Here is a 13,816-nt window from a genome sequence, read left to right on the forward strand (position 1 = left end):
GTTTAAAGGTACAAAGAAAGTGAAGGCTATGTGCAACAAAATGCCGTCTGAAACCGCAAAACGGCTTCAGACGGCATTTTTCAAGCTGATTCAGGTATCAGCTGCGGTTTTTCAAACGCCCGTGCAACTCTTGAACGCTGTACACGCCCAGATGGTCTCGGCTTTTCGCACCTTCGCTCATCGCTTCGCCGCCGGCAGTGGTGGTGTATTGCGGCACACGTTGCTGCAATGCGCTTTGGCGGATGATGTGGCTGTCGGACACGGATTGCGGATCGCTGGAAACGGTATTCACGACCAGTGCGATTTCACCGTTTTTCAGCGCGTCGCCGATATGCGGGCGGCCTTCGGGGACTTTATTGATGGTTTGTACAATCAGCCCCTGTTCGGTCAGGTATTGCGCCGTGCCACGTGTGGCGCAGATGCCGTAGCCTAAAACTTGGAAGTTTTTAGCGGTTTTAATGACGCGTTCTTTGTCTTCTTCGCGCACGGAGAGGAAGATTTTGCCGGTCGGGTTGAGGCGTTCGCCTGCGCCGAGTTGGGCTTTGTAGTAGGCTTCGCCAAAGCTTGCGCCCACGCCCATGACTTCGCCGGTGGAGCGCATTTCAGGGCCGAGAATGGTGTCCACGCCCGGGAATTTGATGAATGGGAACACGGCTTCTTTAACGGCATAGAAATCGGGAACGACTTCTTTTTCCACGCCTTGTTCTTTCAGGGAAATACCTGCCATGCAGCGTGAGCCGACTTTGGCGAGCGGCACGCCGGTGGCTTTGGAGACGAAGGGAACGGTGCGGCTGGCGCGCGGGTTCACTTCCAACACGAACACCACGCCGTCCTGCACGGCAAACTGTACGTTCATCAGGCCGACCACGCCCAGCGCGTATGCCATGGCTTTGGTTTGGCGGCGGATTTCGTCTTGGATTTCTTCGCTGAGTGAGTAGGGCGGCAGCGAGCAGCCGGAGTCGCCGGAGTGGATGCCTGCCTGTTCGACGTGCTGCATGATGCCGCCGATAACGACGTCTTTGCCGTCTGAAACGCAGTCCACATCCACTTCAATCGCGTTATTCAAGAAGAAGTCGAGTAGTACTGGGCTGTCTTCGGAAACTTGTACGGCTTCACGCATGTATTTTTGCAACTCTTCGGCAGAGTGAACAATCTGCATGGCGCGGCCGCCGAGGACGTAAGACGGGCGCACGACCAGCGGATAGCCGATTTCTTCGGCTTTGACGAGCGCTTCTTCTTCGTTGTGGGCGATGCGGTTGGGCGGTTGGCGCAGGCCTAAGTCGTTCAACACTTTTTGGAAGCGTTCGCGGTCTTCGGCGGCGTCAATGCTGTCGGCGGATGTGCCGATGATGTTCACACCGTTTGCCACCAAGGCATTGGCCAGTTTGAGCGGGGTTTGACCGCCGTAATGCACAATCACGCCCCACGGGTTTTCGGTGCGGACGATTTCCAACACGTCTTCCAGCGTCAGCGGCTCGAAATACAGGCGGTCGCTGGTGTCGAAGTCGGTGGACACGGTTTCGGGGTTGCAGTTCACCATAATCGTTTCAAAGCCCGATTCGCGCAGGGCGAGCGCGGCGTGAACGCAGCAGTAGTCAAACTCGATGCCCTGACCGATGCGGTTCGGGCCGCCACCGAGAATCATCACTTTCTTACGGTCGGAAGGGCGCGCTTCGCATTCTTCTTCGTAAGTGGAATAGAGGTAGGCGGTTTCGGTGGCGAACTCGGCGGCGCAGGTATCGACGCGTTTATAGACGGGATGCAGCTTCAGCGCGTAGCGGTGTTCGCGTACTTCTTTTTCTTTTACGCCTAAAAGCTGGGCGATGCGTTTGTCGGAGAAGCCTTTGCGTTTCAGACGACGTAAGGCGGCGAAATCCAAATCTTGCAGGCAGCCTGCACTTACCTGCTGCTCTTCTTTCACCAAGTCTTCGATTTGCGCCAAGAACCAAGGGTCGATGGCACAGATTTCGTGGATTTCTTCCAGCGTGAAGCCGGCGCGGAACGCATCTGCCACAAACAGCATACGTTCAGGGCCTGGGTTCGCCAGTTCGCGGCGGATTTCCGCTTTGTCTTCGCTGCGAGGGTTGAAGCCGCACAAGCCGGTTTCCAAACCGCGTAAAGCTTTTTGGAAGCTTTCCTGAATCGTGCGGCCCATCGCCATCACTTCGCCCACCGATTTCATCTGCGTGGTCAGGCGGTCGTCTGCGGCAGGGAATTTTTCAAACGCAAAACGTGGGATTTTGGTCACGACATAGTCGATAGAAGGCTCGAACGACGCGGGCGTGCGGCCGCCGGTGATGTCGTTGCGCAATTCGTCCAGCGTAAAGCCGACTGCCAGTTTGGCCGCTACTTTGGCAATCGGGAAGCCCGTTGCTTTAGATGCCAACGCGGAAGAACGGCTCACGCGCGGGTTCATCTCAATGACAATCATCTCGCCGTTTTCAGGGTTCACCGCAAACTGCACGTTCGAGCCGCCCGTGTCCACGCCGATTTCGCGCAATACCGCCAACGAAGCGTTACGCATGATTTGGTATTCTTTGTCCGTCAGCGTTTGCGCAGGCGCAACCGTAATCGAGTCGCCCGTATGCACGCCCATCGGGTCGAAGTTTTCAATCGAGCAGATAATGATGCAGTTGTCGTTTTTATCGCGTACAACCTCCATCTCGTACTCTTTCCAGCCGAGAACGGACTGCTCAATCAGCAGCTCATGCGTGGGTGAGGCGTCGAAACCGCGTTCGCAAATAGCCAAGAATTCGTCTTTATTGTAGGCAATGCCGCCGCCCGAACCGCCCATCGTGAAAGACGGACGAATCAGCGTCGGAAAACCGACTTGTTCCTGCGCCGCCAAAGCTTCGTTCATCGTGTGGCAGACAAAGGATTTCGGGCAGGAGAGACCGATTTTCTCCATCGCTTCCTTAAAGCGGCCGCGGTCTTCCGCCTTGTCGATCGCATCTTCCGTCGCGCCAATCAGCTCGACATTGTATTTCGCCAACACGCCGTTGCGCGCCAAATCCAGCGCACAGTTCAGCGCGGTCTGACCACCCATCGTGGGCAGAATCGCATCAGGCCGCTCTTTGGCGATAATCTTCTCCACCGTCTGCCACATAATCGGCTCGATGTAGGTAACATCCGCCATTTCAGGGTCGGTCATGATCGTGGCAGGGTTGGAATTCACCAGAATGACTTTATAGCCTTCTTCACGCAAGGCTTTGCAGGCCTGTGCGCCCGAATAGTCAAATTCGCAGGCCTGACCGATAACGATAGGGCCGGCGCCGATGATAAGGATGGATTTTAGGTCGGTACGTTTAGGCATGGTGTTTTACCTTGTATAAAAAGTTTAAAATCTATTTTTTATTTGAATCTGCAGATTGAGATTCAGCTGTTTGATATATCAAAGTTGTATTTTGTGTACTAATAATAGTGGTGTTTGTGCTAATTTTTTTTCCATTAATTATAGGGTTTATATAGTAAAAATCATTAGTTTTTAGTAGGAGGAAGCCTTCTAGAATTTGTTTGTCATTTGTTTGTATTTTGACTTCAAATCCTCCAAGTTTCATATTTTTAAGAATGTTTTGAGTAAAACTATCTAATGTAAGCGGTGGAATGAGAGCTAAAAATATTAATATTGATGCTGGAATAACAGAAAGGAAAATATTTATAGTTTCTAATTTATTATTCCATATGTTTTTTACAAAGAGATACCACCCAAACAGATAAATTAGTAGTGCTGTAATAAATAAAATTGTAGGAATAGCTACATTTCTAAAAGAATATATCCCATAAAAAACTGCGCAGATTACTAGTATAGAAAAAAATATTCCTATGCATTTTTGAATTTTTTCTTTGCTTAGTGCCAGAACTAGTGGGATCAAAAATGCAATTGCGCTTAAAACTATAAAATCTATACCTATATATTGAAATAATTTATCAGACTCTAGTAACTCAGGAGCAAGAATATTGTTTTTCCTCATATATTGCCACGCTGCAATTTGTGGAAAATTTAGAAATATTAGAATAAAAAAATTGTTTGCTATTTGCTTGCCTAAAATATTGGTAATTTTATTTTTTAAATCAGATTTGTGTTTATCAAAAAAATAGAACTGAATTGTAGCTGTAAACAACGCAAAAAATATCAATATAATAGATAAAGTACTCATATTTATTTCAAATATAAATAGATCGTCCGTAATTTGTAGATATGGCTTCGCAAATATTCTCTTTTTATTTCATTATATGCATATTTTACAGTAATGGCTTCAAATGCCGTCTGAAAATATTGTTGAGCATTTCATATTGAAGCAGGTTGGGTATTTATACCCAACCATACTCTTACGGGCATTAAAAACTAGTGATAAATGTAATCAAACCCAAAATAATGCCCGGGGCGTTCGCCAGCATGACGGGGTAGTCGCGTTTTTCTTTTAAAAAGCCGTAGGCAACCCATAATGTGCAGTTGATGGCGGCGACGAGGGGTTGCAATGGCGAGCCGGGGTTGCCGGCAAGGTTGTTTTGGATTTGTGGGATATAGGAAACGTACATGCCGACGGCGGTCAGGGTGGCGACGACGGAAAGAATGCGCATTTGCTTTTCTGTCATGGTTTTTCCTTTCTGATTAGAGGGTTGGGTTTCAGACTGTGTAGATGTTGAGAGTTGCCTGAATTTATATTTTTGAAGTTTGGTTTTCAGACGGCCTGTTGTTGAGTTGAGTATGGCCGTCTGAAAAAATCAGCTTTATTGTTTTGCCGCCTTCATATTGTCAATGAATTTATCAAACAGATAGCCGACGTCTTGCGGACCGGGGCTGGCTTCGGGGTGGCCTTGGAAGCAGAATACAGGTTTGTCTGTCAGTTCGATACCTTGCAAGGTGTTGTCAAACAAGGACTTGTGGGTAATTCTTGCGTTGGCGGGCAGGGTGTCAGTATCGACGGCGAAACCGTGGTTTTGGCTGGTAATGACGACTTTGCCGCTGTCCAAATCTTGTACAGGGTGGTTGGCACCGTGATGGCTGAAGCGCATTTTCAGGGTTTTCGCACCGATGGCGAGGCTGATCAGCTGGTGTCCCAAGCAAATGCCGAAAATCGGTTTGCCGCTTTCCATCAGTTTTTGTACGGCTTTGATGGCGTAGTCGCAAGGCTCGGGGTCGCCGGGGCCGTTGGACAGGAATACGCCGTCAGGGTTGAGTGCCAAGACGTCTTCCGCGCTGGTTTGGGCGGGGACGACGGTCAGGCGGCAGCCGCGTGAGGCAAGCATACGCAGGATGTTGGTTTTGACGCCGAAATCGTAGGCGACGACGTGGAACGGCTGTTCGGCAGGGGTAACGAAACCTTTGCCCAATTCCCATTCGCCTTCGGTCCATTCGTAAGTTTCTGTGCAGGAAACTTCTTTTGCCAAGTCTTTGCCGACCATGCTGCCGAATGCGGCGATGAGTTCTTGTGCTTTTTCAACAGTGGCATCCGCACCGGTCAGAATCGCGCCGCCTTGTGCGCCTTTTTCGCGCAGCAGCGTGGTCAGGCGGCGGGTGTCGATGTCGGCGATGGCAACGGTTTGGTTGCGTACCAAATAGTCGTGTAGGCTTTCGGAGGCGCGGAAGTTGCTGTGCAAGAGCGGCAGGTCGCGGATAATCAAGCCTGCGGCGTAAACGCTGCGGCTTTCTTCATCTTCGGCGTTGGTACCGGTATTGCCGATGTGCGGATAGGTGAGGGTAACGATTTGTTTGCAGTAGGAAGGGTCGGTCAGGATTTCCTGATAGCCGGTCATGGATGTGTTGAACACGACTTCGCCGGAAGTCGAACCTTCGTAACCGATTGATGTGCCGTGAAATACGCTGCCGTCAGCGAGAACGAGAAGGGCGGGGGTGCTCATGATGGGAATCCTGTTTTTAATAAAATTCTTGATAATGCCGTCTGAAAAGCCTTCGGTAGGTTCATCCGTGCAGAAAATCCGGTTAAAAAAAAACACGCCGCGCAAGAAAGAATCTGCGTAACGTGCTTTTTCAGGCAGTCTGTGTATGCCTTAGAAGCAACATATTTTAAGCCGAAACGTGCCGGATTTCAAGAAGTGTAAACCGATTAGGGCGGCTTCATCAGGCAGCGGGCGGGATATGTTGCGGATTATTATTTAAATATTTACTGATTTATCCAGTGTAACCTGTATCGTTGCCAGCCTTTCCTGTTGCGGTGTTTCAAACCGTACCGTATTTTTTCGGAATCTGTATGTCATAATAAAAATGCCGTCTGAACAGTTCAGACGGCATTCATTTATGATACCCGGTTAGAAAAAGATTTCACGCCAGCTGATGCGTTTGAGTTTGCCTCCGCAAACCGGGCCTGTTACATCCAGGTTGCCTATGTCAGACATCAGGAAGGTGCGGCTGCCGTCTTCGCTTTTTTCTTTGAAGCAGGTGTTGTTCGGGTTTTTGTTTGCAGGGCCGTCTTCATCTCCGCTGCCGTTACCGCCTGCATCACCGTCCAGCGTGAAGGGCGATTCGTCTTTTTTCTTACCGTCGCGATAGCTTATGGTCAGAAGTTTGGGGTAAACGAATCCGTTGGGGCAGATATAATTTTCGCCCTTTTGGTTAGAGACTGTTCCTTTTTCACAACCCAATGGCGGTTCATTTGTATTGGTTGACGACGGGGGATTGCTGCTTTTTATGAACGGGCGGGCATTTCTTTTCGTCAGTTTGCCGCCTGTTTCCGAATCGATGCCCAAGACGGTTGTTCCTGCCGCACATACGCCGAACGATGTGTAGTTACGGATGGTAACAAACGCTGTCCTTAATACCATTTCGGGTTTGATGGTTACGCGGTCACCATTGCCAAGGTCGATTTTCCAGCCTCTCTTGCCTTTTGTTTCGTTGCCGGACAAGAAGAGTTTGTCGCCTTTTTTCTCAATGGTCTGTTTGACCAATTCGCCTTCCTTAGCTGTTTCCCGAGTTTCAGGGGCTGTCATGTTCTCAGGCAGGTCGTCAAAGATGCCATAGATGGATTGCGGCGTTTGGTCTTTGACGTCATGTTCGTTCAAATCACTGCCTGTGCCGAAAATAACAACATATTTGTTTTTTGCCAGACGTGATATGGCGGGTGCGGATGTAACCGGTTTTTTTGGGTTGCCGGTATAAATACGCAGGACTTTCCAGTTATTGGCAACAGAATCCCTTAGGTCGAAGCGGTACATATTGCCGCCGCGGTCGCCTGCGTAGGCAATATCGACTGTACCGTCGAAATCGGTGTCAACCAGCGTCGGGGAAGACAGGCCTCCTACGCCGTTCGGAACATCGATTTTTCTTAACAGGTTTTTGCCCAGCATATCGTAAACATACAGTGCGGTTTTATTGCCCCCGTAGCCGTTGGCGAGGAAGCCTGCATATTTGCCGCCGAGAATCTTGCCGATTTGAGGCGTGCCGACGGTAAAGCCCAAATCGCCGTCCTGCGCGTCAAACAGGGGGACGTTGCTTATCCAAGTGCTTGAATCTTGATTCAGACCGGCAAGGTCCAAAGCATATGCGCCTTTGCCGCCCTGACCCATCGCGCCGAACATGAAAACATGGTCAGTATTGCCAACTGTTGCCTTGCGCAGCACGAAGCCACCGTCCACGCCGTAGAGGTTGTTTGTGTAATTTTTGTTGGCGAAGTGGCGCAGCGTTTTGGCCAGGGTAGTGTCGTTGTTTCGGTCGTCTTTGCGCGCAATGGTTCCCGGTATGTAGCTGAGCTTCAAATCGTAGGATGCATTATTGGCGTCACGTTTGAAGATATGCACCATGCCATCGTTTGCGGCCGTTGCCATAAAGTCGCCGATACCTGCAATCGGGCTGTTGATGATGTCGCCGAGATTCCGGTCGTCGTTTTGCCGGATACGGTAAGACTGGCTGTATTCCGGGGCATTTTTACCGTTGAAGTAACTATCGTCATTATCCCTGCGGTCTGTCCATCTGAGCAGCAGATCTTGCCATTCGTCGTCATGGCGGGTGTTGGAAATATCGAATTCGCCGTTCGAACGTCCGCTTGACTGGTTGGTAAATACGACACCGTCTGTCCCTTGTGCGAGGCGGATCATGACCTTACGGTTTTGGAATGAAGGTTGAGGGAGGGTGCCGGCTCTGCGGCCTGTTTCATCTATGGAGTACAGATTAATCCGGCTGCTGGATTTTTCCGGGTAGGTTTGTACCTCGGCGACCATATTGCCCAACGGTGTGGGAGCAACCATAGGGAAACCGCCGGTCGGTTGGCTCGGCGTACATTGGTTGCCGATGCTGCGCGGCATTTTCAGCTTAACCTCTACACGGGAATTATCATAAAGTTGGTAAGTAAAGGGGAATCTGTTGGTCTGTTGAACGCTGAAATTCTTAATCTGAGAGCGTTGGGTTGGTACGATTTCGCCCAAACTGATTTCCTCGGGAAGAGAAGTACTTTTCGGCTTGTCCAGTTGGTGCAGTTTTGCTCGAAGGTAGAACGCCGCCCCTGTGCTGGAGGATGAGCGGATGTTTAACTTCGTCGATAGGTTGGATTGCCACCTTCCCATATTCCCGCCGTCAACTCTGGTTGCCAGTTGGAAGGAAACACCAAGCCAAGGTTGGCTGTTGATACGGTATATCGGCAGACCATCCGGGCTCGTGATTCCGGTGCGGGAAATTTGTCCCCAATTTTCCTTAAAGGTAAAGTTGACGGTAAAGTCAGAATAGTTGTTATAAGTTATGTCGTTTAGGTAATAACCCACTTTGCCGGATTGGTTGGGATTGGTCTCAATCCATCCGCTGATGTTATTGCCTGCGGCTGCTGCGGTTTTGATGTTTAGCCCGGAGGTTTTGTTGAACAGCGGGGCAGACGGCGTGTCTACGAAGTGTATGCTGGGTATGCGATCTGCAATCAGAACGCTGTGGCCGTGTTCGAATCGATATTCGATTCTTCCCCTACCACCATTCATCTCTTGACATGCCTGTCGGGAGAAACTTCCCCCACCTGAGGCGACTATACCGTTGCTGCCGACGGAATAAGAAGCCGGTTCGCAGTAGGCAAATGCCGTCTGGCTTGCGGCGGAAAATGTTAAAGCAATAATGCCTGATGAAATGATGCGGCGGTCATGCCGTATTGTTTTTTTCGTTTTCATGATGATTTTCCCGTATATGATTCCGATTGTCCGACAAGGTATGTGGGACTTTGATCCGGCGGGGTATTGAATGCCTTGCAAAAATATCGGCTGGATAATGGATTGTTTTAAACGGACAAATTAAATAAATAAAATAAATCGAACTATATAAAGATTATATCACAGGCAGTTTTCTTTGAATGTCGGTTCAGTGTTATGAACTGTAAAGAGGCAGGGCAATCTTGATTTGTGCAGCGTCCGGCATAGGGCGGCGTGGTAAAATGTCCTATCGGTAAAAAATAACAGCCGGAACCCGGAATAGGTTTGATTTATGAAGCAGAGACACATTACGAAAAACAGACACCGCCTCACCGCCGCCAAGCCTTTGGCGGCCAGTATATTTGCCGCATTGACGGCTTCCCAATCCGCGCAGGCAATCCCCTTCAGGGATTTGCCGGTCTATCTGCAAAATACTTCTACGGTTTCCGGTACGGGCAAGGTCAGGCCCAACGTTGTCTTTCTTGTGGACGATTCCAACTTTATGAACAACGGTGCGGGCAGAACCGTTATCCAGCATACTTTTTCAGACGGCAAAATCCTGATTAAGGTTAGGGATAAAAATAACAACAATGCCGAGATAATGAGGACGCTGAATCCGAAAAACCTGATGCTGGACGGCGGCTGTCCGCAGATTACCCTGGCAGACGGCAGGATTACGGAAGACCCTCGGTATATCGACCCTTCCAACGGATGGTGTACCAAGCCACTGCCGCCGGTTTAGCTGCAGAGCATCGATCCCGTTGCTTATCAGGAGTTTAAAGAGCTTCAAATCGGGGATGGAAACGGCGGTTTGAAATTGACCGAGCGTCTTGTCAAGGTTAAAGATGCGCTTAAGGCAGTTGTCGGAAAATACGGCGCAAATGCCAACTGGGGGCTGCAGACCCTGCACAATAACGGCGGTTCGGATACCGACGGGGTGAATGCTGCGCCTTCGGATATGCAAAGCCGTATCGACAGGATTAAGGCGCAATACCCGATGGTGCCGCTGACACGGCGTTATTATGAAACTGTGCGCGACCGACTGCTGCCGGCGGTCAAATACCGCTGCCAGAAATCGTATGTCGTGGTTTTGACCTCGTCTAAGTCGGATACGAGTTGTCATTACACCAACTATGTGTTCGGTTCGAGCGGTTATAGCGATTTCGCGGGTAATTTGGGGTCTTATCCTAAAAATATTCCTGCCACCCATCCGCAGCATTGGAAGGACTGCCTGATCAGCGAGCGGAAATATCAAAAACGTTATCCGAATATGATGACTTGCCCTTGGGAGGCGTATTGGGATGAGACGGCGGCGAAGAAACAGCTAAAGGGTGCATTCCCCGGGAATTATTGTGAAGCCCCCGTCGGTCCGAAGCTGCCTAAAGCTCCGCCTGCAACTTGGCAGGATGCAAGGAAAGAATATGAAGCCAAGTACGGCAAATGTGAAAAAATCAACCAGCGGCCGGGTCCCGGTTACGGGCAGAAGTATCAGGATTCGGACGATTGTGATGCGCGTTTTTTCTATAACGGAGATGTCCAACTTCACGGTATGAGGGTGGCAAACTACAAACTTGCATTGGGCGAATATAAAAAATCCAAGGGGTTTGGTGCAAACGAAGAAAGCCGGAGGGTTCACGAGGAACTGTGTCCGAGTGGCAAGCCTAATAAGAACGGCAGCCAGAACAGTGGGCTGCATGAATTTTTCGATAAGGAAAAAGACCATCTGAGGTCTTTGTTCGGCAATCTGAAATATACTCAGACAAACGGATTGACCGCCGGCGAGTACGGTCAAATGGCTGCTGAGGTATTGGATACTATCGGCCTGGCGGAATTTGCCCCTCAGTTTCGTTCGACTTACCGAAGCTTGAACGGCCCGCGTTATTGTGAAACCGAAAACGGTACGTTGAAGTGTAAGGTACGCATTACCGGCAAGCTTCCTGCTTCGATTTCGTTCAATGCAAACGGGATAAATGACGAGCAAACCCAGTTTGAGGGAATGAGGTTTCCCGCCGTCTTGAAACAGTCTGATTCGTGGCGGAATAATTATTACAATTATGACTGGGTATCGGATTATTATTATTTCAATCCGGGAAAACCCAGTGTGGGCAAATCGGAGAAGGAGAAATTTTCTAATTATTTCGGAGCGTATTTCAGCGAGCATGGCTTTGATCAAAACCAGGCTGATGCAAACGGAACAACAAGACCCGGTATGAAGCATCTGCCCGGGGCGGGGCAGTGTACTGCGGGTTCGGTTGATACCGTCCTTGACGGCGATAACGGTATGGGTATGTTCAGCCGCGCCTTGGCGGAAAAAGACATCAAATCCGCTTCAGACGGCAGGGATGCGGCAGGTGTAAGCTGGGATAGCGATGCTTCTTCCGATCCTGCCGGCGTGGATTTCGGCAAGCAGACCGTCCAAACTTATACAGTCAACTTCAATGCGGACGAAGGTACAGTACGTAAGGAATATCTGCGCAACGGCGCGAGCCGCGACAATATGTATTATCCGGTTACGGATTATAAAAACCTGACCAAGATATTGGATGAGATTCTCGGCAAAATTCAGTCGGATACGAAAAATACGACGGGTGGGTCTTTTTCTGCGACAGCCCCTGCCGCAACCGGCAACAGTATCCCCGATTTGGCGGCCGCCGTATTCCTGAATCCGACAACGTGGAGCAGCCGTTTGCGCTTCTACCGTTTGGATGCTTCAGGCTATCCTGATAAGGCGCGTTATGCCGAACCTTCATTTGACAACCGTAAAACGCTGATTAAGCTTGGAAATAATACTTATTTTACGGATAAGATGGACGGCGTTTCCGGTATCGGCAACCATACTTTCGGCATCCCTGCAAAATCGGGTAATGCCGATGAATGGAAAGAACTGCTGCTGCCATGGACAGACAGAAGCGGCAACGACAAGGCTTTGGAAACCTTGTCTCAAACCAAGGTCGGCGGTGCAGACAAATACAGCCAAAAATACCGCGTGCGTCCGGATGCGGAACGTCATTTGGGCGATATACTCGACAGCCAGGTTGTTGCCGTCGGGAATACGGATGCCGGTAACCGCCGTGAGTTTATGGTAACGGCGGCAAACGACGGCATGGTGCATATTTTCAAACGCGGAAGTAAAGCGCCTTACGACTTGAAGCTGAGCTATATTCCGGCAAATATGCCGCGCGAGGATGAGGCGGGCAATGAATCAGATCTGGCTAAAACCCTGAAAGATTTCGCACATGGCGGCTACGGCAACCATCCGGCGCATACTTACGGCGTAAACGGCGGCTTTGTCGTGCGTCAGGCGGATGTGGACGGACAAAAACGCGTGTTTATGTTTGGTGCGATGGGTCAGGGCGGACGTGGTGCGTATGCTTTGGATATCGGCGCGGTCAACGGCAGCCAAAATGCCTGGAATGTTACCGTCCCCTTGTTTGATGCTGTCGACAAAGATATGGGTTATACCGCCGGTACGCCGCAAATGGGGCGGACATACAACAATAAGTCGGGTTATTCGGGTTTTCTTGCAGGCGGCTACCGTACTGATGCCGTACAAAGCAATGCCAATAAAACGGCTTTGTATGTTTACGATATGTTCGGTAAAAAGCTGATCCGCAGAATCGATGTTCCGGCCGGTATGGGCGGTTTATCCTCGCCAACCTTAGTGGATACTGATTTCGACGGAGTTGTCGATGTGGTTTATGCAGGCGACAGGGGCGGCAATATGTACCGTTTCAATGTTGTCGACCCTGATCCGTCAAAATGGAATTACAGCATTGTTTATCGCGGCAATCCAAGTCAGTCGATTACGGCGGCTCCTGCCGTTTCGCGCCGCGAATCCAACAAATATGTCATTATTTTTGGTACGGGCAGCGATTTGACTGCCGCAGATATCGTGGACCAGACTACTCAATCGGTATATGGTATTTTTGACGATGTGTCGTGGGACTCAAAAACCGGCGGACCTAAAACGGCTCCGAATGCGCGCGGTAACGAGTTGGTCAATCAGAATATGAGCAAAGACAACGGTTTGATTTTCCTGTCGAATAATGAAATTGATGAGAAAACCAAAAAAGGTTGGAAAATCGATTTGGCACCCGGCGAACGTGTTACCCTCAAGCAGAACATGATTTTGCGTACGGCAGTGGTTACCATCCGCAACTACACCAAAAAAACCGTGATGACGGGGGCAAGCTCCACAGGCGACCTCTGTATTCCGGATACGCAAAACAGCAATACTTCAACCGAAACGACGATTCTTGCCGTTAATGCCGAGGATGGCGGCGGTTTGACTCCTAGAAAAACCCGCCTGATTCCGCCTTCAATCAACAACGGAGGAAATAACGGAGGAAATAACGGAGGAAATAATACTTCCAATTGTAAGAACATCAATGGCAAAATCATGTGTCCGAACGGTTATACCTTCCCGGGCCCGCTTGTCCCGACTTATCTTGACGGGAAAAAAATCGGCGATCCCCCGACTTCTCCCGACGGTGATGCCGGAGGCAGCGGCAATGACGACGGTCCGCCCGACACTGTGCCGAACAACAAATGTTTTACCTCTAAAGGAAAACGCACGCTGCTGATGAACAATATGAGCAACCTTGACGTGGTCGGCCCGCTTTGCGGAATGAAACGTATCAGCTGGCGTGAGATATTCTTCTGATGCCGTTGTCGGATAAAATGTCGTCTGAAGCCC

7 protein-coding genes are annotated in these 13,816 nt (G+C 49.9%); 2 read left to right on the forward strand and 5 right to left on the reverse strand.

What is annotated here, in order from left to right:
* Positions 1-97: 97 nt before the first annotated feature.
* The 5 genes from carB to pilC (BBW69_RS04115) all read right to left on the reverse strand — a co-directional run bounded on the left by carB (position 98) and on the right by pilC (BBW69_RS04115) (position 9,102).
* Positions 98-3,313: a carbamoyl-phosphate synthase large subunit gene (gene carB / locus BBW69_RS04095; RefSeq protein WP_188210498.1), complete on the reverse strand. Its 3,216-nt coding sequence runs from the start codon at positions 3,311-3,313 to the stop codon at positions 98-100.
* A gap of 31 nt (positions 3,314-3,344) precedes the next feature.
* Positions 3,345-4,157: a hypothetical protein gene (locus BBW69_RS04100; RefSeq protein WP_188210499.1), complete on the reverse strand. Its 813-nt coding sequence runs from the start codon at positions 4,155-4,157 to the stop codon at positions 3,345-3,347.
* A gap of 181 nt (positions 4,158-4,338) precedes the next feature.
* Positions 4,339-4,596 (reverse strand): SemiSWEET family transporter, encoded by a 258-nt coding sequence (locus BBW69_RS04105; protein WP_016687622.1) that lies wholly within the window; start codon positions 4,594-4,596, stop codon positions 4,339-4,341.
* A gap of 135 nt (positions 4,597-4,731) precedes the next feature.
* Positions 4,732-5,862, reverse strand: a complete 1,131-nt coding sequence (gene carA / locus BBW69_RS04110) for a glutamine-hydrolyzing carbamoyl-phosphate synthase small subunit (RefSeq protein ID WP_188210500.1) — start codon at positions 5,860-5,862, stop codon at positions 4,732-4,734.
* Between the two features lie 408 nt (positions 5,863-6,270).
* Positions 6,271-9,102 carry a PilC family type IV pilus tip adhesin gene (gene pilC, locus BBW69_RS04115; RefSeq protein WP_188210501.1) on the reverse strand — a complete coding sequence of 944 codons (2,832 nt, stop codon included), beginning with the start codon at positions 9,100-9,102 and terminating at the stop codon, positions 6,271-6,273.
* A 310-nt stretch (positions 9,103-9,412) separates the two neighbouring features.
* On the opposite strand from pilC (BBW69_RS04115), the gene BBW69_RS04120 reads away from it, so the two are divergent.
* Both BBW69_RS04120 and pilC (BBW69_RS04125) read left to right on the forward strand, forming a co-directional pair.
* Positions 9,413-9,862 (forward strand): hypothetical protein, encoded by a 450-nt coding sequence (locus BBW69_RS04120; RefSeq protein WP_188210502.1) that lies wholly within the window; start codon positions 9,413-9,415, stop codon positions 9,860-9,862.
* Between the two features lie 69 nt (positions 9,863-9,931).
* A complete protein-coding gene (gene pilC / locus BBW69_RS04125) occupies positions 9,932-13,783 on the forward strand; it encodes a PilC family type IV pilus tip adhesin (protein ID WP_188210503.1) in 3,852 nt (1,283 codons plus the stop codon).
* Positions 13,784-13,816 lie beyond the last annotated feature (33 nt).

It is taken from the genome of Neisseria sp. RH3002v2f, assembly GCF_014596375.1.
Taxonomy (GTDB): Bacteria; Pseudomonadota; Gammaproteobacteria; order Burkholderiales; family Neisseriaceae; genus Neisseria; species Neisseria cinerea.

Coding starts and splice junctions, on each gene's coding strand:
- carA (WP_188210500.1), bottom strand. CDS start 5,862: ATGAGCACCCCCGCCCTTCTCGTTCTCGCTGACGGCAGCGTATTTCAC.
- BBW69_RS04120 (WP_188210502.1), top strand. CDS start 9,413: ATGAAGCAGAGACACATTACGAAAAACAGACACCGCCTCACCGCCGCC.
- carB (WP_188210498.1), bottom strand. CDS start 3,313: ATGCCTAAACGTACCGACCTAAAATCCATCCTTATCATCGGCGCCGGC.
- BBW69_RS04100 (WP_188210499.1), bottom strand. CDS start 4,157: ATGAGTACTTTATCTATTATATTGATATTTTTTGCGTTGTTTACAGCT.
- BBW69_RS04105 (WP_016687622.1), bottom strand. CDS start 4,596: ATGACAGAAAAGCAAATGCGCATTCTTTCCGTCGTCGCCACCCTGACC.
- pilC (WP_188210501.1), bottom strand. CDS start 9,102: ATGAAAACGAAAAAAACAATACGGCATGACCGCCGCATCATTTCATCA.